At 45.0% G+C, this 26692-nt stretch carries 25 protein-coding genes; 13 read left to right on the top strand and 12 right to left on the bottom strand.

Annotation, left to right across the window (positions count from 1 at the left end):
• Positions 1–48 precede the first annotated feature (48 nt).
• Positions 49–1593 (bottom strand): McrC family protein, encoded by a 1545-nt coding sequence (locus B3V51_RS02230; RefSeq protein WP_286707886.1) that lies wholly within the window; start codon positions 1591–1593, stop codon positions 49–51.
• 12 nt (positions 1594–1605) lie between these two features.
• On the bottom strand, positions 1606–3069 hold the full coding sequence (locus B3V51_RS02225) for an McrB family protein (protein ID WP_252962659.1): 1464 nt from the start codon (positions 3067–3069) through the stop codon (positions 1606–1608).
• Positions 3070–3378: 309 nt separating this feature from the next.
• Between B3V51_RS02225 and B3V51_RS02220 the strand changes: the two genes are divergently transcribed.
• The gene (locus B3V51_RS02220) at positions 3379–4107 is read left to right on the top strand and encodes a DUF4442 domain-containing protein (protein WP_186475192.1); all 729 of its coding nucleotides are present in this window, start codon (positions 3379–3381) and stop codon (positions 4105–4107) included.
• A gap of 87 nt (positions 4108–4194) precedes the next feature.
• A complete protein-coding gene (locus B3V51_RS02215) occupies positions 4195–4671 on the top strand; it encodes a RidA family protein (RefSeq protein ID WP_228724640.1) in 477 nt (158 codons plus the stop codon).
• A gap of 147 nt (positions 4672–4818) precedes the next feature.
• On the opposite strand, the gene gspE is transcribed toward B3V51_RS02215, so the two are convergent.
• Positions 4819–6372, bottom strand: coding sequence for a type II secretion system ATPase GspE (gene gspE, locus B3V51_RS02210; RefSeq protein ID WP_286707885.1), 1554 nt, complete (start codon positions 6370–6372; stop codon positions 4819–4821).
• Positions 6373–6756: 384 nt separating this feature from the next.
• Between gspE and B3V51_RS02205 the strand changes: the two genes are divergently transcribed.
• Together B3V51_RS02205 and B3V51_RS02200 are read left to right on the top strand one after the other, a co-directional pair.
• Positions 6757–7539 carry a thiazole synthase gene (locus B3V51_RS02205; RefSeq protein WP_201587609.1) on the top strand — a complete coding sequence of 261 codons (783 nt, stop codon included), beginning with the start codon at positions 6757–6759 and terminating at the stop codon, positions 7537–7539.
• Positions 7540–7659: 120 nt separating this feature from the next.
• Entirely contained in the window at positions 7660–9087 is a 1428-nt protein-coding gene (locus B3V51_RS02200) for a WS/DGAT/MGAT family O-acyltransferase (protein ID WP_286707884.1), read from the top strand.
• 57 nt (positions 9088–9144) lie between these two features.
• Here the strand turns inward: B3V51_RS02200 and B3V51_RS02195 are convergent, their stop codons facing one another.
• Entirely contained in the window at positions 9145–9972 is an 828-nt protein-coding gene (locus tag B3V51_RS02195; RefSeq protein WP_071003709.1) for an inositol monophosphatase family protein, read from the bottom strand.
• A 353-nt stretch (positions 9973–10325) separates the two neighbouring features.
• On the bottom strand, positions 10326–12383 hold the full coding sequence (gene dxs, locus B3V51_RS02190) for a 1-deoxy-D-xylulose-5-phosphate synthase (protein ID WP_286707883.1): 2058 nt from the start codon (positions 12381–12383) through the stop codon (positions 10326–10328).
• 533 nt (positions 12384–12916) lie between these two features.
• Between dxs and ribA the strand changes: the two genes are divergently transcribed.
• The 3 genes from ribA to B3V51_RS02175 all read left to right on the top strand — a co-directional run bounded on the left by ribA (position 12917) and on the right by B3V51_RS02175 (position 15346).
• The gene (gene ribA, locus B3V51_RS02185) at positions 12917–13576 is read left to right on the top strand and encodes a GTP cyclohydrolase II (protein WP_286707882.1); all 660 of its coding nucleotides are present in this window, start codon (positions 12917–12919) and stop codon (positions 13574–13576) included.
• A gap of 7 nt (positions 13577–13583) precedes the next feature.
• Positions 13584–14582: an oxygen-dependent coproporphyrinogen oxidase gene (hemF, locus tag B3V51_RS02180; RefSeq protein ID WP_286707881.1), complete on the top strand. Its 999-nt coding sequence runs from the start codon at positions 13584–13586 to the stop codon at positions 14580–14582.
• Between the two features lie 290 nt (positions 14583–14872).
• Complete coding sequence (locus B3V51_RS02175) at positions 14873–15346, top strand: c-type cytochrome (RefSeq protein ID WP_286707880.1); 474 nt, start codon at positions 14873–14875, stop codon at positions 15344–15346.
• A gap of 270 nt (positions 15347–15616) precedes the next feature.
• On the opposite strand, the gene B3V51_RS02170 is transcribed toward B3V51_RS02175, so the two are convergent.
• From B3V51_RS02170 to B3V51_RS02160, 3 genes are all read right to left on the bottom strand, one after another.
• Positions 15617–16591: a mechanosensitive ion channel family protein gene (locus B3V51_RS02170; protein WP_252962665.1), complete on the bottom strand. Its 975-nt coding sequence runs from the start codon at positions 16589–16591 to the stop codon at positions 15617–15619.
• 77 nt (positions 16592–16668) lie between these two features.
• Positions 16669–17226 carry a lactoylglutathione lyase gene (gene gloA, locus B3V51_RS02165; protein WP_286707879.1) on the bottom strand — a complete coding sequence of 186 codons (558 nt, stop codon included), beginning with the start codon at positions 17224–17226 and terminating at the stop codon, positions 16669–16671.
• 152 nt (positions 17227–17378) lie between these two features.
• Positions 17379–18017, bottom strand: a complete 639-nt coding sequence (locus tag B3V51_RS02160) for a carbonic anhydrase (RefSeq protein WP_286707878.1) — start codon at positions 18015–18017, stop codon at positions 17379–17381.
• A 431-nt stretch (positions 18018–18448) separates the two neighbouring features.
• Here B3V51_RS02160 and potA point away from each other — a divergent pair, with 431 nt between their 5' ends.
• From potA to B3V51_RS02130, 6 genes are all read left to right on the top strand, one after another.
• Positions 18449–19690 (top strand): spermidine/putrescine ABC transporter ATP-binding protein PotA, encoded by a 1242-nt coding sequence (gene potA / locus B3V51_RS02155; protein ID WP_286707877.1) that lies wholly within the window; start codon positions 18449–18451, stop codon positions 19688–19690.
• Positions 19690–20568, top strand: coding sequence for a spermidine/putrescine ABC transporter permease PotB (gene potB / locus B3V51_RS02150; protein ID WP_212563978.1), 879 nt, complete (start codon positions 19690–19692; stop codon positions 20566–20568). The genes potA and potB overlap by 1 nt, the downstream gene beginning before the upstream one ends.
• Positions 20568–21356, top strand: a complete 789-nt coding sequence (potC, locus tag B3V51_RS02145; protein WP_212563979.1) for a spermidine/putrescine ABC transporter permease PotC — start codon at positions 20568–20570, stop codon at positions 21354–21356. The genes potB and potC overlap by 1 nt, the downstream gene beginning before the upstream one ends.
• Positions 21357–21447: 91 nt before the next feature.
• Entirely contained in the window at positions 21448–22338 is an 891-nt protein-coding gene (locus B3V51_RS02140) for a LysR family transcriptional regulator (protein WP_093067420.1), read from the top strand.
• 226 nt (positions 22339–22564) lie between these two features.
• Positions 22565–23017 (top strand): PH domain-containing protein, encoded by a 453-nt coding sequence (locus tag B3V51_RS02135; RefSeq protein WP_093067414.1) that lies wholly within the window; start codon positions 22565–22567, stop codon positions 23015–23017.
• A gap of 88 nt (positions 23018–23105) precedes the next feature.
• Complete coding sequence (locus B3V51_RS02130; protein ID WP_286707876.1) at positions 23106–23627, top strand: DUF2247 family protein; 522 nt, start codon at positions 23106–23108, stop codon at positions 23625–23627.
• Positions 23628–23827: 200 nt separating this feature from the next.
• On the opposite strand, the gene crcB is transcribed toward B3V51_RS02130, so the two are convergent.
• The 4 genes from crcB to B3V51_RS02110 form a co-directional block, all read right to left on the bottom strand.
• Positions 23828–24199: a fluoride efflux transporter CrcB gene (crcB, locus tag B3V51_RS02125; RefSeq protein ID WP_071002415.1), complete on the bottom strand. Its 372-nt coding sequence runs from the start codon at positions 24197–24199 to the stop codon at positions 23828–23830.
• Between the two features lie 44 nt (positions 24200–24243).
• Positions 24244–25281, bottom strand: coding sequence for a tRNA (adenosine(37)-N6)-threonylcarbamoyltransferase complex transferase subunit TsaD (tsaD, locus tag B3V51_RS02120; RefSeq protein WP_286707875.1), 1038 nt, complete (start codon positions 25279–25281; stop codon positions 24244–24246).
• 221 nt (positions 25282–25502) lie between these two features.
• Positions 25503–26006 (bottom strand): c-type cytochrome, encoded by a 504-nt coding sequence (locus B3V51_RS02115; RefSeq protein WP_286707874.1) that lies wholly within the window; start codon positions 26004–26006, stop codon positions 25503–25505.
• 89 nt (positions 26007–26095) lie between these two features.
• Positions 26096–26461, bottom strand: a complete 366-nt coding sequence (locus B3V51_RS02110) for a hypothetical protein (protein ID WP_286707873.1) — start codon at positions 26459–26461, stop codon at positions 26096–26098.
• Positions 26462–26692: the final 231 nt, after the last annotated feature.

The following is a 26692-nucleotide window of genomic DNA, read 5'->3' as shown; positions in this document are numbered from 1 at the left end:
AGTCTCTTTAAAAACCTTCGTTAATTATGATTCTTGTGATTGATGGAATCATAATTTCTCATTCAAATTCGCAGGCAAATCACCGTTGACCATACCTGTCAGCACATCAAACGGTATTAGCCATAAATCCGCATGGTTTGAGTGGTTACTTTTAGTACCATCGCTAATGTCACTGCTAATGTTACTTTTATTATCGCCATTGTCGCGATAAATCTGCTGCTTAAGCGCCACTGGTCGTCTCTTGTCTCCTAATACAGGATATACCATCCAACCTTGACCCGCTTGATAAGCTTGTGCATAGCTGGTCAACTGATAAACATCGCTTGCGCTAATAGCACCAGCATGAGGCAGATATTTCCATTTGATATCGATGACGTGGCTATAGCAACCGTTTACTGTCTCTTTACTAACCGCGGTGTCACTCTGATTTTGGTTATTATCATTATCAGCCGTTTTATATATCAGCAAATCTGGTCGTATCGATACGCATGCTTGACCCTCACTATCATTGAGCCAGACACTTTGGGTTTGATAAAAAGCACGATAATGGCTACTCACTTGCTGAAACATCGATGCGATACGCTGACTCGCCCACTGTTCAAACGCCTGATTCATATCGATCAATAGACACAATCTTGGCTGAAATAGGTTTGGTCGAGTGGGGTCAATACCATAACCTGTCGATGCATTTGACTGCTGTAATAGCCAATAAGCCAAATCTACTAATTGCTGAGCGGCGTGCAGTTTTTGTTTTTGAAGTGGCTGAATATCTAGTTGCCGCTTTGCTTGGGTATAAATGGAGGAGAGTCGCAGCCTTTCCTGTCGACTTAGCCCAGATAACGGCCGCCATGGCTGCAAAAGAGTTGAGCACATCGACTGAGACGACTGAGACAATAGTGGCATCAAGTAGAGTAACGCACTTTTAATCAACCGATTGGCCAACATATCTTGGCTCAGCACACTACGCTCACAGACAAACTTATGCGGCTGCATACTATTGTAGCGAAGCTGCTCTTTGATGAGCAGGCGCCCTTGTAGCGATGATTGGTTATTGATCTGCGCCTGATAGTGCTGGGTTGGCTGATAGTGAACCAAGCGCTGCAAAAACTGCTCTAATAGCCAGTCTGACAATGGCGGAGCCTCTACAGATAATGGCATTGACTGATCACTAAATTGACCTAGGTTTTTCATGCTAGGCAGCTTACGACTTTGACGCGCATCAAGACGAGTTAAGTCAGATAACATGCCTTGTACCCAGTGACGAGTCTGAGCAATATTATTATATTGAGTGGATTGATTCAGTTTTGGCAATAGCTCAAGTGTCATACCACTAGGCAAAAGGATAATTCCTATATGATGCCCAACCTTGAGTTGCCACTGTCCTTGTTTACGCTTGATGGTAAACACGGCAAATTCTTGCGCCATTAGCCAATGAAAGTCAGAGACATGCGCAAAATCGTGCGCTGTGAGGCGTTGATGTTCAAATACCGTGATAACATTTGCTACGAGAGCCTGACTGTTAGGCATATGAGCATAAAAACTGTCTGCATTAATATAGTTTCCTTGCGCATAATATTTATTATGAGTTCTCACTAAACAGCCACCTTACTCGTACAAACGATGATAGATAGCGGGCTTGCCAAACTCACCAGTCTTAGCAATAAGGTCAGGATTCATCATATAACCACCTACGTTCATCGACTGACCAAGAAAGGCGCCTTGTTCTGCAAACATTTGATGTTGCGTCGCTGCATGGTTCTTACTCATCGGATCATACAAATCATTATTTATCATTGTTTGGCTGTCGTGGATGAACTGGGTGCTTAGCGGTTGCTGCTCATCTCTAAAAACATACTGCAAGATAGCCACTTGACCGCCCGCAGCTTGCGCCAACTGCGGAATGATCTGTTCGACCAACACCATTTGCAATTGAGCTAAATCATCGACTGAAAATAAAAAAGCATGCCCCAACTGCGCCTCGGCTCCTAGCGTCTGTGTGATACGCATGTTTAAGCCTGTTAGCAATTTGCTTAAATCTACCGTGTCTGCTTGTGCACGATCAGTCGCGCTAGCGATATCACCAATTATCGGTAATAATTCAGGCTGCGGCGGACAATCAATAAAACGAAAACGTCGACGTAATGCCATATCAAGGGGCGCAAGTGAATGATCTTGTGTATTCATAGTGGCATAGATATCAATATTGGCAGGCACACTAAACGCACGCCCAGAATACGCCAAATGAATCGTCATCGCATTTGGTTTGCCAGCGCGCTTGTCTGGCTCGATCAAACTGAGCAGCTCACCAAATACTCGTGACACATTGGCACGATTGATCTCATCAATCAACATCGCGTAACGATGCTGAGGGTCACGCGCGGCACGCTGACATAGCTTTAAAAACGCTCCATCTTGAACGGCGTAGCTCATCTGGGTATTACTCGAGTGACTACTATTTGCCTGAGGAGAGTTACTTACAATAGGACGAATACCTTCGACAAACTCTTCATAACCGTAAGCCTGATGAAAGCTCACCATACTAAAACGCTGCTGACCAGAGTTTTGGTTTTGATTGGACTGGTTATCATGCTGTGCCTGCTGAAACTCCGCCAATTGCTGTGACAACTCTGTTAGCAACACCATACTCTCAGGCAGTAAATACCATGCGCCGCTGTTATCTTTATCAAAATATGCTTGGTTGGCACGGTTTTTATAACTCACTGTGTCTGACGTCGTAGGACTGTGCATTTGCAATACAGACCAAGCGGTATTGCTTAGGTTTTTCTCTCGATCGTTTTGCAGTGCTTTTGTAGCAAAGAAAATATGATTAACCAATTCAGGTACTTTTACCAAATCTTGCTTTTTTGACTGAAGATCTAAAAATATCAAGCATACAACTTCGCGCCAGCTTAGGCTTTGCAACAGCTGCCCAAGTAGCGCTTCATTATCTGTCTCAGGCAGGTAATCGGTATATTGCTTCGCGATTTGGAGCAATCGATAGGTTTTGCCAGTACCCGCGACGCCAGTATAAATAATATTGGTCGGCTCGTGAGTAGACATATCAGACATAGCATCATCCAGTATTGAAAATTTATGAAATAAGACGTACCAACATCACGCTATTATAGCGCGGTGGTCTCGTAAGAGATTGTCTACTAAGCAGATCCGTGCATCACCATTGAGCCATTTTAATTATTTAAAACTATATCCTAGCAACACAATATAGATGACTGCTGTTTTATAAGCGCAGCAGTTCATGCTAATAATAGTAGGGAAGCAGCGGTTAATGTACCATAGTGTTTGTAATGGCTTTGCTAACACTTACTGTTTGCCACTATCAAAAACAACATTCGATTTATCTACATTAAGGAAATTTGTATGTCAGGATTATTAAAAAAACTGCCCGTCAAGCTGACCAATAAAAAACCAGCCAAAGTCTCTGACAGCACAAGATCATCCATCGAAAAACCTAGCAGCACGCTAAAACCAATCAGTAATCAATTTACCAAACTGTTGTCTGTGACCAAATATCTACCTGTCAGTGCACGCTCAAGTATTCTCTCAAAAGCCTTTGGCAAAGTTGTACCCTACGTAGGGACAACAGGCGTGTACTATGAAATGGTTGAGCCCAATCAAGTCATCGTCAGTCTAAACAATGTCAAAGCAGTACAGAACCACATTGGCTCAATCCATGCGGTAGCCATTACTTTACTGGCTGAAACAGCAACGGGATTTATCTTGGGCTTAAATCTACCCTCTGACCGTGTCCTACTGATTAAATCTTATTCCGTTAATTTTTATCGCCCGATCAAAAAAGGTCAAATTGCAGCCGTAGCCAGCCTATCTGATGAGCAGCGCTTGCAGATTTTAAATACGCCAAAAGGTGAAATGGTTATCCCTTGCGTCATTGATGACCGTGAATCTGATAGTGACCGCGACCCGATTGTAGTGGAGATGACTTGGGCTTGGATTCCAAAATCTGAACTAGAGGCGCGCCGCCAAGGCAAAGCACATGAAAATGCCTCAGAAAATAATACGGATACTACAGTAGATAAGGAGCAAGACGACACACTCTCTGCAGATGACGAGACTATTAATAACAAATAATCGATTAAACCGACATAACATTTGCTATCTGCATTTTGTGGCGCATCTAGCATGTTTATGATCAATCAACTTAATAAGGAAACAAGGATGTCCAAACTTAGCACCTATTTATCTATCGTACCACTGGTTGCTATGTGCTCATTAGGCTTGGCTGTTGGTGCTAACGCCAATCCGGCGACAGCTTCTGCCGCTAATATTAAATCTAGCCCAACTTTTTTGGGTGATGGCGGTCCCTACCCTTTCTCAGAAGCCGTACGTGTTGGCAATACATTATATATGTCGGGACAAATTGGTATTAAAGACGGCAAGTTGGTCAAAGGCGGTATCGACGCTGAAACCAAGCAAACATTAGATAATATCCAGAACACGCTATCCAAATACGGTTATCAAAAATCCGACCTGATCAAATGCACAGCCATGCTGGCAGATATGGATGACCTTGATGATTTTAACAAAGTCTATAAGGCAGAACTGTCCAAACCTTATCCTGCACGCTCAGCGTTTGGCGTATCGGAGTTGGCCGCAGGAGCGAGCGTTGAGATTGAATGCATCGCTGCCAAGTAATAGCAGTTGAAAACGTTACCCTGTTAATTTCGAAAAAAAAGATCAGATAACTGGCTATTTCGCTCAGTTATCTTTTTCTGCTTTTCAGACATTGCTCTCTAGACACTGTTCTCCAAATACTGTTTCTCATCGTTTATAGCTAAGCATTTATACCAGTATCGTATCATCCGTTAGGGCGCTTTCTTTCGTCACTCGCAGTACTTCTTCTAGTGTCGTGCGCCCTTCTATCACTTTACGTAGACCATCCACGCGAATCGATGGTGTCTGCTGGCGAGCATACGCTTCTAACTCATACTCAGCGGTATTACTATGAATCATACGGCGCAGCGTATCATCAACTGGTACGACTTCATATATCGCCGTACGTCCTTTAAACCCTGACTGATTGCATTTAACGCAGCCAACTGGCTTGGGTAGACGAATCGCCTTACTTGCTGCATTTTCAATATCGCTGTCCAATACTTTCTCAATACCAATTTCGGTAAAAAGCTTGGCTTGTTCGGTGTCCGCTGCCTGCCAGCCATGACAATGTGAGCATAAAGTACGCACCAAGCGCTGTGCTACCACGCCGATCAGTGACGACGATAATAAAAATGGCTCAACACCCATATCTTGCAAGCGAGTGACCGCGCCAATCGCGGTGTTGGTATGCAGCGTTGATAAAACCAAATGCCCTGTCAAAGACGCCTGTACAGCGATCTCTGCCGTCTCTAAATCGCGAATCTCACCCACCATCACCACATCTGGATCTTGACGCAACATCGCACGCAGACTTTTGGCAAAGGTCATATCCACCTTATTATTAACCTGTGTCTGTCCGATACCGTCGAGCTGGAACTCAATGGGATCTTCGGCGGTCAAGATATTGCGCGTTTGGTCATTCAAATCAGTCAATGCCGAATATAGCGTGGTGGTCTTACCCGACCCCGTCGGCCCTGTGACCAAAATAATGCCATGCGGACGATGAATCAAGCGCTTCAGCTCGGTATAGTCATTATCAGATAGTCCCAAATACGTCATGTTAAGACGTCCCGCTTGCTTGTCTAGTAGACGCATCACCACGCGCTCGCCAAAGCTCGACGGCAGTGTCGACACACGCACATCAACTTCTCGCCCTGCCAATCGTAAGCTAATACGCCCATCTTGCGGTACACGCTTTTCAGCGATATCCAGCTTGGCCATGACTTTGATACGCGAGACTAATAACGGCGCGAGTTGGCGTTTTGGCGTGATGATTTCTTTAAGCTCGCCATCGACTCGAAAGCGAACCACCAAGCGTTTTTCAAAAGTTTCGATATGAATGTCCGAGGCATTTAGGCGAATGGCTTCTGACAACAGCGCATTAATCAGACGAATAATCGGCGCATCATCTTGCTGATCCATCAAGTCTTCAGTCTCAGGGACGCTATCTGCTAAACTATCAAGATCCGGATGATCCTCAAGCCCAGCAGCGATATGCTGCGACTCTCCGGTATTACCAGCATAAGCCGCGTTCATACGTTTTTCAAAATCATCCGAGCTGACACTTTCGTAAGTTGGTACGCCGCGACTGCCTTGCTGCTGCAAAAACCGCACCGCTTCATTGATTGCGGATAATGGGGTGGCTTTCGTCAATACCAAAGTTGGCGGCAACTCAGGATCAATGGCGAGTATGGCCAAAATCTGATGGCGTTTCGCAAAGCTGTACGGCAACTGCATCATAAAGACAACCTAATAAATAGAGATAGTGTCAAATAGACAATCACACCAAAGCACTGTAAATACACTGAGCTTGACTGACCAAGCCTAAAAAGATTGCAAGTAAGATTGCATGAGTTTGTTATAATAACATTTTGTTTTAGACGCGTATTATTTTATGTGGTCGGCGTTTTTTATGTATCGCCACTCGCCTATTTTTACGGTATATATAGCCAACTTATCATGCGATTTTTTATTTTGCTAACAGTGCGCTATTATTGTCTACTGCACTTTTTTAATATTACTTAGAAATCTCGTTATATTTTTTCTGTCCACCTTGCCCGCTCGCCATTAGGATTTTTAGTTATGTCAGAGACCGTTAGCACTGCTACTCACCCGACACCACTTTTGCAAGATACCTTTACCGTTGGTAGTCGTACCTTTTCCTCTCGCCTGCTGGTCGGTACAGGCAAATATAAAGACCTGAGCGAGACTGGAGAAGCCATTGCCGCTTCGGCAGCAGAAATCGTGACCGTCGCTATTCGCCGTACCAATATCGGACAAAACAGCGACGAGCCAAACTTGCTCGATGTCATCTCCCCTGACAAATACACGATTTTGCCGAATACGGCTGGCTGCTTCGATGCCGAAACTGCCATTCGTACGTGCAAACTTGCGCGCGAGTTATTGGACGGGCACAATCTGGTTAAGCTTGAAGTATTGGGCGATGAAAAAACCCTTTATCCTAATATCACTGAGACCTTAAAAGCGGCGCAAGTACTGGTCGATGATGGCTTTGAAGTCATGGTCTATAGCTCAGATGATCCTATCGTCGCCCAAGAGTTAGAGAGCATGGGCTGCGTCGCTATTATGCCACTTGGTAGCTTGATTGGCTCGGGGCTTGGTTTGCTTAATCGCCATACCCTCAGCCTCATCATCGAAAACGCCAAAGTACCTGTGTTGGTCGATGCAGGTGTCGGTACTGCCTCTGATGCTGCGATTGCCATGGAGCTTGGCTGTGATGGCGTTCTGATGAATTCAGCAATTGCCCATGCACAAAACCCTGTGATGATGGCACATGCCATGAAACATGCCGTATGGGCAGGCCGCGCCGCATTTTTGGCAGGTCGTATGCCAATGCGTAAGATGGCAACTGCCAGCTCACCGCAGACGGGCTATTTTTTCCAGTAAGCGCTTGCTCGGGTCACCCCTAACAAAAAACCGATTATAAAATAATAAGACGGAAATCTGATTGGGTCAGCACGCCGTCAGTTATCATTTTTATTCATTATCGTCATAAAAGGATTTATTATGCGACTTCTCACAGCAGTCGACCAGTTGTTCTTACTTCTTGAGTCGCGTAAACAACCAATGCACGTTGGCGGATTGTTTTTATTTGAATTACCCGAGGGCGCTGATAGCGACTTTGTTTATCAGCTGGTAAAACAAATGCAAGAATCTGATGTACCGCCGAGCTTTCCGTTCAATCAGGTGCTAGAGCATTTGGTGTTTTGGAAAAAAGACAAAGATTTTGATGTAGAGCATCATTTACATCATGTGGCGCTACCGAGTCCTGGGCGTATTCGTGAGCTGTTGATGTATGTCTCAAGAGAGCATGGGCGACTGCTGGATCGTGCGATGCCTCTCTGGGAATGCCACGTCATAGAAGGAATTGAGCCAGAAGTAGAAGGTGGGCCTGAACGTTTTGCTTGGTATTTTAAGATTCATCACTCGCTCGTTGATGGTATCGCTGCCATGCGTTTGGTAAAAAAATCCTTATCACAATCCCCTACCGAACCCGTCTCGCTACCAGTATGGTCACTGATGGCGCGTCACCGTAATCAAATGAATGCTATTTTGCCTGCCGAAAGATCTATCAGGCGCATCATGAAAGAGCAGATATCTACCATCAAACCGGTATTTACAGAACTGATAGACAATCTGAAAAACTATGGTGATGAAGGCTATGTCGGTACGTTTGACGCGCCGATGAGTATTTTGAACAGGCGCATTTCCGCATCGCGTCGTATCTCGGCGCAGTCTTATGACATACAGCGCTTTAATAAAATTGCCGAAAGATTAAAAATCAGTAGAAACGATGTGGTATTAGCCGTCTGTGCTGGCGCTATTCGTCGTTATTTGATCTCAATGGATGCGCTACCAAGCAAGCCGCTGATTGCGTTTGTACCGATGTCACTGCGTACTGATGATAGTATATCGGGCAATCAGCTGTCATTTGTACTAGCGAATTTGGGCACACATTTGGACAACCCATTACGCAGATTAGAGCTGATCCATCGTAGTATGAATAATGGCAAACGTCGCTTTCGCCGTATGAATCAAGCGCAAGTCATTAATTACAGCGTCATCGCCTATGCATGGCAAGGTATCAACTTGGCGACTGGTATCTTTCCCAAAAAACAAGCCTTCAACCTTATCATCTCTCACGTTCCTGGTTCTGAGAAGCCGCTATATTGGAATGGCGCGCGCTTACAATCACTGTATCCCGCTTCTATCGTATTCAACGGTCAAGCCATGAATATTACTTTGGCCAGTTATTTAGATAGAATTGAGTTTGGCATCACTGCTTGCAGTAAAGCATTACCGCGTGTCCAAGACATGCTCATGCTGATAGAAGAAGAGCTACAGTTGTTAGAAACTGTCAGTCAAGAGTTGGCGTTTGAAGGTATCACCGTTGAAGACAAACGCGCTAAAAAAACAAAAAAGCTGGCTCCTTAACGGAACCAGCTTTTTTATGTTTGACTCGCTCAGCGTTTAAGCCTGCTTATTTTATAATTAGAGCACATCGCCCCAAATTGGCACGACGGTTTGCATCAATGGCTTGAGCAGTTTGACGTTACAAGCAAAGATAGAGCCTGATGTCATAGAGTTGTGCGCGCCCGTGTGATCGACCACCACGCCGCGTGCTTCAGTGACGATAAGCTCACCTGCGGCGATGTCCCAAGGCTTAATCGACATCTCAAAATAGCCATCAAAGCGTCCAGCAGCAACATAACACAAATCAAGCGCCGCTGAACCCAGACGACGTACCTGACCACCAGCTTCAGAGATCTTTTGTAAGCTCTCAAAATGCTGCTTGGCATAAGAGATCACTTCGCCATTACGCTTACGCTCAAGCGGATGACCTGTGGTAAAGAAACCACCATCGATGGTTTTGCGTTCGCTGACGTTAATGCGGCGTTGGTTCAAACGTGCGCCTTTACCACGGCTAGCAGAGAACATCTCGTCACGGACTGGGTCATAAATGACACCGTGCTGCGTCACGCCTTTGTGCTGTACAGCGATAGATACGCAGAACTGCGGTACACCATGAACGAAGTTCTTAGTACCATCTAGCGGATCGATAATCCAGCACCAGTCGGCGTCTTCGCCGCGACCTTCTTGCATACCAAACTCTTCACCCAAAAATGAATGATTCGGATAGCTGGCTTTTAGGGTTTCAATCGTGAGCTCTTCGCTAAAGCGATCGATGCGCGTCACCAGACCATCAAGTCCTTTAGACTCGATATCTAACTCGATTTTGTGACGGTTTTGATGCGCATATAAAATCTCTTTACCAACTTTTTCAGCAGTACGCGCTGCGATGACGACCATGGGTTCCATAAATAACCTATTTGCTTGATGAATGAATATAAAAAATAAAACCAACTCTGTGCCCACAACATGCCAAACAGCCGCCGCATCACACCACATCTATGCGATTAGAAACGTGTCTTTTATAAATAAAAACTTATAAACGACACCCGCATTATACTAAAATTGTTCGATAAAAACGAAAAAACCGTCACGCTGACCAAGCCAATATTTTGGTGGTCATACAAACTGCGCAAGTTGTAAAAAAGTTGGCACCTACGGCTAGCAGGCGTTTGCTCTGTTTAAAGAGCGAGTATCTGTTTACAGTAATAGCTTTTAAAACAATAATTTGTAAATAATACTGCAAATCTAAAAAGTAAAATTTACGACAACAGTTGCTTAAGCTGCTTAATAACACCTGTCACATCCAAACCACAATCCGCCCACTGCTCAGCTTGCGATCCGTGCGCGATAAAGCGATCAGGAATACCGATGTTGCCAACAGCTGGACGCTGACGTTTAAAAGCAGCCGATTCATTGAGCAAGTATTCATTCACTGCACTACCCGCGCCACCCATAATCACATGCTCTTCTATGGTTGCGATATGCGTCACCCCTTGCGACAGTAAACTCTCAAGCATGGCTGTATCTAGCGGTTTTACCCAGCGCATATTGACCACATGTACCTGACACTCTAACGCTGTATCATCACTGGTTAAGCTCTCGGCCGCTTGCTGAGCAGTCGCAACCATCGTCCCAAAAGCCAATAGTGCTAGCTTATAAGGCGCATCATTGCTGCCCAATACTGACTCAATAACGGCTTCACCGATTTTATAATTCTGTGCTGGCTGCTCGATAGCTGCGCCTGTACCGGTACCACGCGGATAACGAACTGCCGTACATCCCTGATGTTCATAGCAAGTATTGAGCAGATGGTAGCATTCATTCTCATCTTTTGGCGCAGCAATCACCATGTTGGGAATGCAGCGTAAAAAGCTAAAATCAAACACGCCTGCATGCGTGGCACCATCTTCACCAACGAGGCCTGCACGGTCAATTGCAAACATGACATCGAGATTCTGTAGTGCCACGTCATGAATCAGCTGATCGTATCCGCGCTGTAAGAACGTCGAGTAAATCGCCACAATAGGTTTGACACCTTGCGTTGCCATACCGGCCGCTAGCGTGACCGCATGTTGTTCGGCAATAGCCACATCAAAAAAGCGTGTTGGAAAATGACGAGCAAAGTCAATCATGCCCGAGCCTTCTTCCATCGCAGGAGTGATCGCGAGCAACTTATCGTCTTCGGCCGCTTTATCGCATAAGAAATTACCAAATACTTGCGAGTATTTTAGCGCAGGTTTTGTGTTTTGCTTTAATGCATCTGCAGATTTGCTCTGAGACTCATTATGAATCTCTGCTGGTAGCTTACTAATCGCGTGATAGCCGACCGGATCTAGTTCTGCTGGTGCAAAGCCTTTGCCTTTGGTGGTATAGATATGTACCAAAACAGGCCCTTTGACTTGCTTGGCAATTGACAACACACGTAGTAGCTCAGGGATATTGTGTCCATCAAACGGACCAAAATAGGTAAAGCCAATCGCTTTGAATAAGTTATCTTCTAATTGCGGTACATCACGCATCTCTTTGTGACGTTTGCGGCGATCAAATGCTTGCATATCAGGACGCTGGCAAAGCACAGGCTCACCTGACTCAGAGATATCGACTTGGTAGCCCGACTCCCAAAGCATCGCTAAATGCCGCGAAAAACCACCGATAGAACAAGAAATCGACATATCGTTGTCGTTCAAAATGACTAGTAGATCAGCATCTTGTTGGACTGCATCGTTCATGGCCTCAAAAGCCATACCACCAGTCATCGCACCATCACCAATGATACAAGCAACCGTTTGCGCGAGGCCTTGATAGCGCAGCGCCAAGCTCATACCCAAACCGGCTGAGATAGAGGTTGATGAATGCCCAACGCCAAATGTATCGTAGATAGACTCTGCACGCTCTGGGAATGCAGTCAGACCACCTTTTGATCTGATCGTTGCCAGCTGCTCACGGCGACCGGTCAGGACTTTGTGTGCATAGGCCTGATGACCCACATCCCATACAATCTGATCCTGCGGAGCATCAAGTAGGTAATGCAATACAATCGTCAGCTCAATCACACCCAAATTGGCGCCAAAATGCCCACCGCTTTGTCCTGCTGAATACAGCAAAAAAAGACGCAGTTCATCAGCCAGCGTAATCAGCTGAGTGGTTGAAAGCGTATTCATATCAGAAGGTGTGTTAATGGCATCAAGCAATGGCGTATGCGGACGCACGCGAGGAATCACAGTATAAGTCTGCTGTAAGCTCGATAGCTGGGCGGCAGAATCAGATACTGATGCAGATGAGGACTGAGACTTTGGGGAATGAAGTGACTGCTGCATAAACCGTACGATACCTACCAATCTGCTGACAAGACGTGTCTCCAATATAGCAATAGCTACAATTGAGAGACGTCAATAATATCTACATCATTATTGATGTAATCGACCATATAATTATTCATGCAACTTTACGTGTATATAGCTGCGCTACGTATCATATGAACACGCTACCACAGTAGATCGTGCCTCAAAACTACGTGCTTTAATACCAAGGACTATTATTATGCCCTATTATTTTGCATCAATATCGGATGTTAGTGACGACATAGTAATGTAAGGATAAAGACTTGTCACTGTATCCACCAAAATAGTATGGCATAATAGCATTTTTTTTTAATTGTCGCTTTAATCATCGTGCGTCGTCTGTGAACTTTGTGTGTTTTTATAATAAATACAATAAGCACGCGTTCTTTATGAAAGGGTTATACTGCTATCATCTTGGCCTTATCGTTCAGGCTAGAATGTTATCGCGGGTTTAATAGCATTATCACAAACTCTTCACCGCCACGATTATAGGCTTATGCAGGACAGTAATGTCATATCAATTTATCACTAGTGCCAAACTACCCACTCGTCATGGCGAGTTTGATATTCATATCTTTGAAAACGACGAAGGCCAAGAGCATGTTATGCTGACCGTCGGTCTGTCTGTGGTCGATCAAACGACAGCATCTAGCTCAGATGACACGTCGTCGCAAAGACCAATTCCGCTGGTTCGGATTCATTCTGAGTGCCTAACAGGCGATGCGTTTAGCTCATTAAAGTGTGACTGCGGACCACAGCTCAATACTGCCATGCAAGCCATCCAAGAGTCAGGTTGCGGTGCGATTTTGTATTTGCGTCAAGAAGGTCGCGGTATCGGTCTGACCAACAAGATTCGCGCTTATGCCCTCCAAGATCAGGGACACGACACGCTGGATGCCAATCTCATGTTAGGCTTGCCTGCTGATGCGCGTATCTATGATATGTGTGGTCCGATGCTTGCCCATATTGGTGTCAACGCTGTCAGACTCATCACTAACAATCCAAACAAAGTTGCTTATTTGACGGAGCACGGTATTGACGTTGTTGAACGGGTGCCATTATTGGTCGGTGTCAACGATATGAACGCTGAATATCTAGCAACCAAACGCGATCGTATGGGGCACATGCTCGATAAAGATTTTAATACAGCCATACACCTAAATAAATAGATGTCTTATGAGTATTTCAAATATAGATAACCAAGCAGACCTATCAACCGTAGCGTCAGAGACCACGCCAACCAATCAAGACATCCTGCGCGTACGGGCGTTTTTGGTGGACCTGCAGGCTCGTATCTGCGACGCCTTAGAGGCACAAGAACGCGATGGCGGCGGCAATGCAACTTTCGTCCCTGACGATTGGGAGCGCAAAGAGGGTGGCGGCGGTCGTTCGTGCGTATTGACAGATGGCACGGTCATCGAAAAAGCAGGCGTGATGTTTAGTCATATCCATGTCCACAATTTGCCTGCTTCTGCCACTGCACGCCACCCCAATATCGCTGGTCGTAAAGCGCAAGCCATGGGCGTGTCCTTAGTGGTACATCCCAAAAACCCAAATGTCCCAACCAGCCACGCTAACGTACGTTTGTTCGTGGCAGAAGCAGAAGGCGAAGCGCCGATTTGGTGGTTTGGTGGTGGTTTTGATTTGACGCCTTTCTACCCCGTACTCGCCGATTGTGTACACTGGCATCAAGTCTGTCACGATCTGTGTGCACCTTTTGGGGACAATATTTATGCTGATTTCAAACAGTGGTGCGATGAGTATTTTCATCTGCGTCACCGCGATGAGCAGCGTGGTATCGGTGGTTTGTTTTATGACGACGTCAGTACAGAGAGTCGCGGCTGGGATTTTGAGACTTGCTTTAACTTTATGAAGGCCGTTGGCAATGGTTACCTTGACGGTATCATGCCGATTTTTGAGCAGCGTAAAGATATGCCTTATACCGAAGCACAGCGTGAGTTTCAGCTCTATCGCCGTGGCCGTTATGTAGAGTACAATCTGGTCTACGATCGTGGCACTTTATTTGGCTTACAAAGTAACGGCCGTATTGAGTCGATCTTAGTCAGTATGCCACCTCTTGCCAGCTGGCATTATCGGTTTGAGCCGGCTGAGGGCACACCTGAGTTTGAGTTGACTGATTATTATCTCAAGCCGCGTGATTGGTTGGCTCTCTAAGCTTTTTTAAAGCTCAAGAATGTTAGGTTTGAGAGTGTAGGTCAGCGATTATCGTGGGCCTTTTTTATATCTAACAAACGTTTTGCTAAAGGGGTTTTATATCATCCGATGATTACGAGGATATAACATTATATTGCTCCCATTCTGCCGATAAACGCTACAATAGTAGAGACTCTTTCGCAGCCACTGTGCGCAAAAGAATCTTAAGAAATATTCTTATAATAATATTTGAGGTAAGGCAAGCGTGATAGCGATGCCTACTATTAGCCACGTTTAAAGGAGTAAGTCATATGGCACAGGTTTATACCAAAAAATCTTTGAAATCTTTTTTTAGCATCACCTTAATGGCAGCGGCGCTGGGTTTGACAGCGTGTAGCGGTGCAGGCGACGATCCTGATATCAAAGCGCGCCAAGACAGCATGAAAAGCTGGGGCGATGCGATGGGCGTCATGGGTGATATGGTCAAAGCCCCTGATACCTTTGATGCGGCGGTTTTCAAGGAGCAGGCATCATTTTTGGCAGAAGATGCGGCAAACCCTTGGAGTCACTTTGAAAACCAAGAAGCCATGGGCAACGCGACTGAAGCCGTATGGTCAAATGCTGATGGTTTCAGTGCTGAAGCGGACAACTTTCAAAAAGTGACGGATGAGCTAAATGCTGCTGCACAGTCGGCTACTAGTGTCGAAGACGTCCAGGCTGCCTTTGGTGAAGTGGGTGCAAGTTGTAAATCGTGCCATACCGAATTTAGAGCAAAGAATGACTAACTTTTTGTACTGGCCTAGTATAATCAATCCTAAATAAAACAGATACATTATATATCAAGGTGGAACTGGTCTAAATTTTCCTTACGTGCTGTGCCTACGCTGCTCGATGCTGCGAAAAATTTATCCCAGTCCCACTGTATCGTTTTTATACTGAATTCACTATAGTTTGTAGAAAGACAAAAAAACCGCCATATCATTGAATATGGCGGTTTTTTATTGCTCAAAAAACATCACGTGAAGACAGCTCTTTGAAATAGCGCTCTAAGCAAATTACTCTGTCTCTGCTTTTTTGGCATTATCATCATCATTAACATTGTCATCTTGCTGCTTATTTATCTGCTTAACAATAGACTTCACCGAAGGGTCGCTTAGATCTATCGTACGTATGGGGAAAGGAATATTGATACCGGCTGCATCCAGCGCTTTTTTGACTTCTACAATGACTTGATGAATAGAAGCGACTTTATTAGCCTGAGTGCCGTTATCAATAAACCAACGTACTGTCAAATCCATAGAAGAGCCGCCAAACCCTGTCGCAATCACGCTTGGCGTCGCTTTTCTCGATACGCTATCAACTTTATCCAAAGCTTGTAGAATCTCAGCTTTTGCTGTTTCGATATCGTCTTCATAACCAATGCCCACCGCCACTTGTAAGCGGCGCTGCTTATAAGCGGTATTGACGGTCAATGCCGAGGTATATAGCTCCGAGTTTGGAATAACCACTTGCCGGCCATCATAAGTCTTGATGGTCGTTGCACGGATTTTGATATCTTCTACCGTTCCTTCGTAGTCCCCTGAGACGATTTGATCACCGATACGAAACGGCTCTGAGATAAGTAACAAAATACCAGAGAGTAGGTTTTGAAAAATATCTTTAAAAGCAAAACCAATCGCCACCGAACCAATACCCAGCGCGCCGATTAATTTGGCTGGTGTAAATCCTGGAATAGCAACAACCATGGCGATCATAAAGCCAATAAACAGAATAAGTGCCCCGCCTATGCGCTGAAACACCTTCACCAAGTTTTGATGACGCACGCGCGCGCCTAAGGTTTTATGCACCACTTTTTTGAAAATAATCGACAACAGCCAAAAAATCCCCAACACAATGAGCGCCGCTATAAAATATGGAATGCGCTCAATAAAGCCACTTGCCAAGTCTTGCGTGGTATAGACCACTTGTTGATAGACGGTCACACCATCGGTTAGCGTGTTCGATAGGCGGCTCACGTCAGGGGTGGGCATAAAGGGTTGCTCCTATTGCTGTCTTAGCGCGTGTTTAAGGGGATAAATAAATGAACATCTCACTACTGTTTTGCCAGTTATGACATCAAATCAGCTTGTACGATTTCAATCCAGTAGCCATCAACATCCTTGATAAAGGCGATGTTTTTCATGCTGCCGTCTTCTGGACGTTTTTTAAATTCGACATTGTTTTTGTCAAACCAAGCCACCGCGTCTGCCAAATTGGGCACATTAAAACAAATGTGTCCAAAGCCTTGAGGGTCTTGGTTGCCATCATGATAGCTAAAGTCAGCTTTTGTCTCAGTGCCATAATTATGGGTCAGCTCTAAGATACCGCGCTGACGGAAAGCAAAGATTTCTAAGTCATCACCAGCAGGCAGGTTCTCACGCTCGCTCTCAGTTAGCTTTGCCAAGAAATACAGATCAAACTCCATATCAGGGAATTTTTTGACCGCCAGCAACGTCATTCCCAAAACCCCAGTATAAAACGCCAATGACTTGGCAGGATCTTTGACGCGTAGCATGGTGTGGTTAAACGTAAAACCTGTCGTTTGCGTAGAGATTGACTGCACACCATCTGTACTGATACTGCTCGCAGGCTGTGCGATGGTCGCATTATTATCGTTAGTAGACATAGCTATCCTAAGGTTATTCAAATAAGAGTGTTATAAATAAGCGAATCACGACTGTCATGATTCACTGCCGTCTCTCATCATAATAAAAATTGGCAAAATAATTGATAGGGTTTTGTAAGAATATGAACAAAGTATGTTCATATTTAGATATATTAGCCGTCTAAGAACCTTACCTTACCTGTCTCTAGGTCATACTCAGCACCGACGATGAGCAGCTGACCACTGTTAGTCAAATCCTCTAGTGCCCGCGATCCATGTCTGAGCTGACTCACTGACATGCGCACGTTGGCACGGATAGAGCGATCAACCAGCTCATCGGCATCGACGTCTTGACCATTGGCCGTTGCCAGCTCATGCAAGTTATAAACACTTGGGCGAATGCGATCAACGATCGATTGCAAATTAGGAGAATAGTTCTGATCAGGATTGATCAAGGTCTCAACGCAGGCCGTGACCGCGCCGCATTTTGAGTGTCCAAGGACTACCACCAACTGTGTGCCAAAGGCTTCGGCGGCAAATTCGATTGAGCCAATCTGTGATGGCGCCACCACATTGCCGGCCACGCGTATGACAAACAAATCCCCCAAGCCTTGATCAAAGACAATCTCAACAGGTACTCGTGCATCCGAGCAGCCCAAAATAATCGCCAATGGATTTTGATCCTTGACCAATTCTGGGCGACGCTGCATATATTCATCGGTACTGGTGAGACTATCCACGTAACGGGCATTACCTTCTTTTAAAAGCTCAAGGGCTTCTTGACCTGTTGTTGGACGTATATCAGTAGGCATGAGAGATCCTTTATTATCAATAATATGAGAGTTATAAACGGCTTTATATACTTGTATGCAAACATAAATGGGCAGATGACTATTCATACTCACCCATCAGATGCCTTATGTTTGTCAGCCATACCGTGATTGTATAGGAATAGAGGCCAAAAAACGGTAAAAAATTTTGTTTAAATGTCGTTATACACCAACCTATAACTGTAAAAATATAGCCGTAACCATCGCTGCTATGACGGTACGACTCGCGTAACTGATAACGAACTTGCACTGATTTATATCACGGGTTTGTTATAATACGCAGCAATCAGACAGCTATCAGGCAGCACTCAAATCGTGCTTACGCTCTTGCCAGTTTTTTGATGACATCGAGATACCTTGATGGCTGCATTGATTTACTGCTCTGATCTATTGGACGCTTAGGAACAGATATTATGACCGACCCATCGCCAAGCACGCACAAAACCTCTGCGTCACCTCAAAATGACAAGACGTTGCTGCAATTAAATGGTATCAAAAAAACCTACGATCAAACCGAGGTTCTAAAAGACATCAACCTTGATATCAAGCACGGCGAGTTTTTGACCCTGCTTGGGCCCTCAGGCTGTGGCAAAACGACATTACTGCGCTTGATTGCAGGTTTTGAGCAACCCAATGCGGGGACAATCTATCTAGATGGCGTACAGATGGCAGGCTTATCCGCTGATAAACGTCCGGTCAATACGGTATTTCAGCAGTACGCTTTATTTCCGCATATGACAGTTGCGCAAAACGTCGCTTATGGATTAAAGCTAAAAAAAGTGCCAAAAGCTGAGATTCAAGCTCGCGTCAGCGAGATGCTGGCCATGGTGCAGTTGGAGCATTTGGCCAATCGCAAACCGCAGGATTTATCTGGTGGGCAGCAGCAGCGCGTGGCGATCGCCCGTGCGGTGATCAATCGCCCCAAGCTATTACTACTCGATGAGCCACTATCCGCGCTTGATCACAAACTGCGTTTGCAAATGCAATCTGAGCTCAAACGTCTGCAACGTGAGCTTGGCATTACCTTTGTATTTGTCACGCATGATCAAGAAGAAGCGCTGTCGATGTCAGACCGCATTGCCGTGATGAAAGACGGCATGTTCCAGCAAATCGGCACGCCTATTGAGATTTATGAGACTCCTGCCAACTTGTTTACTGCCAAGTTTATCGGTGAGACCAATCTGTTTAGAGCTGAGGTCAAGGGTGTCTATCCAGACCTTCCAGATCGCGATGGCAACGTGACCAATGGACGCATCGAAGTCGAAGTCTGTGAGGCTCAAGCGCAAGAAGGGCCAACAACGCTACGTAACTTGCGTCGACCCAATTTTGCCAATGATGTACAAGTAGGTGACATCGTTAATTTACTACTTCGTCCTGAAGACTTACGCATATATGATCCAAAAGATAATGAGCATAGCGGACTACTGGGGCGCGTCATCGAAAGTAACTATAAAGGCAGTACGTTAGATTCGATTATCGAATTGGCAAATGGCCATATCATTAAGGCCTCTGAGTTTTTTGATGAAGACGACCCAAGCTTTGATTACAAACTCAACGAAGGCGTCAAAGTCTCATGGGTAGATGGCTGGGAGTGGGTATTGCCAGAAGACGCTGACCATACAAACAAGGCGACTGTACAAAAGGATGGTAGCTGATGGCCCGCAACCACTTAGGCAGCAAAAGTCCGTTTCGTACGGCAACGCTCTGGCTGATCTGGGGTTGGCTACTGATATTTGCGCTATTACCAAATATATTGGTCATCGCGGTCAGTTTTTTAACCCGAGATAGCAGCGCCTTTATTAGCTTACCTATCAATATTGACAGCTATGTGCGCATGGTTGATCCGTTGTATTTTGAGGTGTTCGTTCATTCATTGTGGATGGCAGGTATCACGACGGTTATCTGTCTACTGCTGGGCTATCCTTTTGCTTGGATCATCTCCAAGGTAAAAGTGCGATGGCAGCCGTTACTGATGCTACTGTTAATACTACCTTTTTGGACCAACTCTCTGGTACGCACCTATGCGTTAAAGCTGCTCTTCGCGAATAATGGCTTGATTAATAAGTCACTGCTGGCAATCGGTGCCATTGATGCTCCTATCGATATTTTATATACGCAAGGCGCGGTCATTGCTGGTCTAACTTACTTATTATTTCCATTTATGGTATTACCGCTATATGCCGTGTTTACCGATTTACGCAATGACATGCTATTGGCTTCTCAGGATTTGGGTGCATCAAAAACACAGACCTTTTGGCATGTGGTACTACCACTGACGACGCCAGGGATTATCTCTGGCGTACTGCTCGTGCTGTTGCCTGCGATGGGTATGTTTTATGTGGCGGATATTTTGGGCGGCTCTCGCAACCTACTCGTCGGTAATATCATCAAAAACCAATTCTTAGACGCCCGTGACTGGCCGTTTGGTGCTGCTGCTAGCGTTTTATTGACAGTGGCAATGGCGGTATTATTACTGGCTTATCGCGCCAGTAGTCGCCGCATTGGCAAGACTGATTTTAACGAGGTGGCCTAATGTCTTATTCACGTAAGCTCAAGATTGGCAGGATCGCGGCTAAAGGCTATCTCGGACTCATTTATACTTTGTTATATCTACCCATCATTGTTTTGGTGGTGATGTCATTTAACAAATCAAAAATTGGCTATAACTGGGGCGGCTTTAGCTTAAAGTGGTACGAATCACTGTTTAACAACCAAGCGATGCTCGATGCGTTTTGGCATTCTATTGTCTTGGGGCTAGTCGCGGCTACCGTTTCCACTCTTATAGGGACGCTCACTGCCCTCGCCTTACATCGCTATAACTTTCGCGGTAAAGGCTTACTAAACGGGCTGCTGTTTGTGCTGATGATGTCACCTGAGATTGTGCTGGCTATCTCACTACTGGCACTGTTTTTATTGATAGGCTTACAGCTAGGCTTTGTGTCTTTACTGATAGCGCATATCACTTTTTGCCTGCCGTTCGTGGTCATTACTGTTTTTGCGCGTCTGAGCAGCTTAGATGAGCGCTTGATGGAAGCGGCGCGCGATTTGGGCGCATCTGAGTCGACGATGATACGTACGGTATTGATCCCCGTTATCTTGCCTGCGGTCATGGCAGGTTGGTTACTCGCCTTTACCTTGTCGCTTGATGACGTGGTGGTATCGACCTTTGTCACAGGGCCTAGTTATGAGATTTTACCGCTGCGTATTTATTCGATGGTGCGGGTAGGCCTCAAACCAGAAGTCAATGCGATAGGTACGTTATTGCTGGTCGCCTCGCTAGTATTGGTGGTCATCTCACAGTTGTTGTTACGCAAGCGCTAGCAGCAATCACTCATTGACAACATCTATGAGTGAAAATCAACACAGTATCCACTATAATGAGTTTTTCTCACTTTAGCGGTTAGGTCTTATCATGCTTGAGCTTCGTCATCTTAATACCTTAACTGCGCTACGGGCGCATGGTTCACTTGCGGCAGCGGCCGATGAGCTACATGTCACGGCGTCTGCAGTCTCGCATCAGCTCAAAGAGCTAGAAAACTACTACGACGTCAGCCTCGTCAATCGCCGCACGCGCCCGCTTAGCTTTACACCAGCGGGCAAGGCCGTGCTAGCCTTAGCGGATAATATCATGCCGCAAGTCACGCGTACCAAAAACGATCTAAAGCGCTTGGCACATGGTCAAGCGGGCAGGTTACGACTGGCATCAGAGTGTCACAGCTGCTTTGATTGGCTCATGCCGATACTCAATCACTATCGCCGTGAATGGTCAGATGTCGAGCTTGATTTTGCCACGGGCTTTGAGCCTGAGCCGCATCATCTCTTGATGGAAGGTGATATCGATTTGCTTATCACCACCAGTGATTTACCGCTCGACGGTATTAGCTATCAGCCATTGTTTGAGTATGAGAGTCGCTTGGTGCTGTCACCAACGCATGATTTAGCGACGCAAGAATTTATTGAACCAGATGATTTGACCAACGAGACATTGATTGCCTATCCGGTAGAAGCCAAACGCCTCGATATCATTGCCAATTTTATGACGCCAAGCGATGTAAGCTTTGCCGATATTCGCACCACGGAGCTGACCGCAATGCTGATTCAGCTGGTCGCCAGTGAACGTGGCGTAGCGGCATTGCCTGATTGGGTGGTGGCGGAGTATGAGAAAAAAGGCTGGGTAGTCTCGCGACCATTAGGTGATGGCGTGTATTGTCAGCTTTATGCCGCAACGCGCACGTCGAGTCAAGATACGGCGTATATGCAGGGTTTTGCGAGTTTACTTGATGGAATTGTGAAGCCATTGTAGTTTCATTACTAATTACTTTTTTATAGTGATGAAATATTATTCACCTTTTCATATCGTAATGAATGTTATGGTAAATAATGGTTCCCTAGTGAGGACTTGAACACTAGGCTGTAGGCTACTGGTATCAATGTTTTATCTCGCTGAAACAGTCACAATGTACTTCATGGTGTACATGAACTGAGCTTTTCGAATATAAAATTAACTAAGGGCTTTCTGCTAATAAATTATGATAAATACTGTATTTGCATCAAAGATCGATCTCTGGTTAGCTTTTTTAATATTAGGTTTTAGCTTGTTACTCATTTTGGTGCCTGTAGGAGAATGGATATACAACAATAGTTCAATTAAAAGAACAATATTTATTAGTCTTTTTACCATGCCAGGTGCAATATTACTCTTATTAATATTTTTCAGCGTAAAGTACAGTTTGTCAGATGACGAACTGTTAGTGAATTATGGTTTTTCTACTCGAAGCATTTCATTGAAAGATATTACCCAAATCACTCCTACCAACAGTACGTTATCTGCTCCAGCACTGTCCTTAGATAGGATTGAGATAATATATAAAGGGGGTAGCATAGTGATATCACCAAAAGACAAAGATGGGTTTTATCATGCAATACAAGAACGTGTTCCTGCATTAAAGAATGATGGTAATGATGGATTAATAAAGAATTAATAAAGAATTAGCCTATAGTTCGGTGCGCTATACAGGCATCGCACTGGCAGCCGTAACCAGTATCATTCAAGATATAGAGAAACTAAACGTGAAAAATATTAGTATTCCATTTTCTTTTTTAAAAGAAAACGATATTGTCTTATCTGAGAAGGAAGTCGATTTTGCTATCAGTCGCAAGATAATAGATTTACAAGACTTAGGAAAGATAGTTGACGTTTCCCTAATTAACTACCCTGACAGTAAATACTTACTTGAAATTGCTCTTGATATTTTATTGAACGGCAGCTATCTGAACCCTCATGTTCAATATTTAGAGATAGATGACAGTGGTGTAAGTAGAGAGAATGGCACCATAACTATAGATGATGAACGTGTAAATGATAGATTGCGATATATTATCTTACTTTGGTTATTTAAGAAAAGACTTAACAGTGATGCTGACTTTAATAAGGTAAACAGCGTTTATGATGATTTTGGCTATCCTTCTGATATGGTAGGGTTTATCAGTTATATGCCTACTAAAGAAAGTGGCGATAAAGGAAGGAGCAACCTAATATATAATCACTGGCAGAGCTATCTAGAGACGTATAGCTATCTGTTAAAAACCTGACACTGTCATATTGACACAAACTATGCCGTCAAAACTAGAGATATAACCTAGTTACCTAGTCATCTTGTAATGTTGCGGTATACCCCAGCGGAACCAGTCATTATGCCCTCTAGACTCATTAACAGACCATTTAAAACAGACTGTATTTCGATAACCACTTAAATCAGACCACTCAATAAGCAGGTGATATCGATACAAGCTCAAAGTACGCACTTAAAAAAATAAAACCCAAGCGCGGTTGCTAATAATGTCAAGCCAACATGCAAACCAACGAGCGCTAAGCCTGCTAGCAGCCGCCCATCATGAATAAAACCAAATACTTCTGCACTAAACGTACTAAAGGTAGTTAACCCGCCCAAAAATCCGGTAATCACAAACACGCGCACATGATCAGATAAGTTGCTACCCATACGCTCGAACCACACCAGCGCAAGGCCAATCAGCAGGCCGCCCAAGACATTTGCGCCAAGCGTGCCAAGTGGTATCCAATGATGCAGTGGATTAAAGCGCGCTAAATAGCCACGTAAACATGCGCCTAATGCTGCTCCTAAGCCGATTGCTAGCCACTGCATAGACTGTCCTTAGTTCAAATAGGTTTGGTGGACAAAAGGCTCAATTATACGGCTGGTAATTCCGTCATCGGCCAACGCGGTACGCAGCTGACGGCTAGATCATCAGACTGCCCAGCTTGCAGGCGCTCAAATCCGGCATAAGCAATCATCGCACCATTGTCCGTACACAGTGCTGGCGGTGCGTAATGGACGGTAGCATTGATTTTTGCTAGCTCCGTCTCCAGCGTCTCGCGCAGATGTGTGTTGGCACTGACGCCGCCCGCGATAACGAGTCTGCTCATATTCGCTTGTTTAAGCGCTTTGACGCATTTTTTTACTAGCGTATCGACCACTGCATATTGGAAGCTCGCGGCGATATCTGCACGAATTTGCGGATCGCTATCAGAGCCCTCAGTGTCTTTGATCAAGTTATGTACCGCTGTTTTCATACCACTAAATGAAAAGTCCAAACCTCGATGTAGCATCGGTCTTGGCAGTGCGTAAGCATCAGGGTTGCCAGCTTCTGCCAGTTTGGCAATATTTGGACCACCAGGATAAGGCAAGCCTAACATCTTAGCGGCTTTATCAAAGCACTCCCCTGCCGCGTCATCGATCGACTCACCCAAGATTTCATACTGTCCCACACCATGAGCGGCTATAAGTAAAGTGTGACCACCAGAGACCAACAGTGAAACAAAAGGAAAAGCGGGCGGATTGGCACCCATAAGCGGCGCGAGCAAATGCCCTTCCATATGATGAATACCAATGGCAGGAATATCCAAACCATACGCCAGACTGCGGCCAAATAATGCGCCGGTCATCAACGCACCGATCAGCCCTGGCCCTTTAGTATAGGCAATCGCATCGATGTCGTTTTTACTCATATCACACTGCTCAAGCAGCTCATTGAGTAAGGGCACGAGCTTACGAATATGATCACGACTGGCAAGCTCAGGTACAACGCCGCCATAGAGCGCATGCAGCTCAATCTGTGAGTACAGTACTTGCCCGACCAACCCTTGATTGTCATTATTGATCTGCTCGCTATCAAAGATCGCCAGCCCAGTTTCATCACAAGACGTCTCTAAACCCAATACCTTCATACTTTTGCCTTTATGCTTTTGTTTTCGGACTATTTTTTGCCGCGTTTTTATTGTATATCGCTTTAAAATTTTGAATAGCGAATCAAATCCGCTTCGCACAGCCAGTCATATTGTTAAAATCGATAGTAATAGAAAACGCGCATAAAAAAACCGTCATTGTCAGTCACAATGACGGTCAGTTTAACAAATTTCAATGACTGGTATACTCTATATATACTATATCAGCTTACTGACGCGAGCATATAATCAACAGCGGCTTTGACTTGTGCCTCACTGACACCATTTACCGCTTGTGCTGGCATTTTATTAAAGCCCTTAGCGGAGTGCATATATAGTGTCTCTTTATCTTTGGTCAAACGAGTCGCCCAAGCGGCTGTGTCACCATATTTCGGTGCATTCAATAAACCCGCTGTATGGCAGACTTTACAGTTTGACTCGTAAAGTTTAGCACCAGCATCTGCAGCGAGCACTTCAGGCTCAGCGACAACAGCAGTCTTTTCTTCAACCACCATGTCGGTAGTCTCAGATTCAGCCATAGGCTCAGGCACCGTAGTTTCAGATTCTGCTGCAACTGTTTCTTCAACACTCGTAGCAGCAGGTTCGTTGGCTGCGCTAGACGCTTCCGTAGTCGCGTTATCACCACTACAAGCGCTCAATACTAATAACACACTCAGACTGATAACAGATAAGCTCAGTCTTTTTATATCCTGCTGTATATCGATCATGACCTTACCTTTATTTGATGCGTCTGTAGCCAAATTTTTTGTAGCAGTTCATAGACTCACAATATTATATTACGAGTCTAATTAAAAGCTTATTCAGCAGGTGTTGCCATATCGGCGCTGTCAGTGGCAGCAGGCGCAGCCGCGGTATCAGCACTCTCTGTGGCTGGGGTGGTCGCGTCTGCCATGCTTGTATCCGCCGTACCTACTTCAGCAGTGGCATCAGCTTCTGTCCCATCTGCAGCTGTTGCGTCAGCCGCTGGCATCGGTGCCGTCTCTGGAAACTCCATGTCTTCTGCTTCAGGGGCGTTTGCGCGTGCTAGCTCAGCCGCTTCATCTACCATATCGATCGCCAGTACTTCTTCGTGCTCTTCGCCCCCACTACAAGCGCTCACGCCCGCACCCAAAGCTACGATAAAAGCTGTGCTTAACACCGTGTTCAATACTGTTTTTTTCATTCCAACATCCTCAATAAAATACGCACAAAACGGTTCATAGACCCTACAATATGGGAAATATCATAGCATAAAATCCCACTAAACCGTTATAGACCGTAGGGATTTTTTATTAACACTAAACTTTGTGCTCCAATTCCACCTAAAACCTGACAGCTTAGCTTGGATACATTTCAAACAAAGTATAAATAGACAATAAACTGTTAAAATCATTGACTTTGTTGATATTTTTTA

The sequence above is a fragment of the Psychrobacter sp. UBA2514 genome (genome assembly GCF_002341255.1).
Taxonomy (GTDB): Bacteria; Pseudomonadota; Gammaproteobacteria; order Pseudomonadales; family Moraxellaceae; genus Psychrobacter; species Psychrobacter pacificensis.
This window is presented reverse-complemented; position numbering and strand designations above follow the sequence as displayed.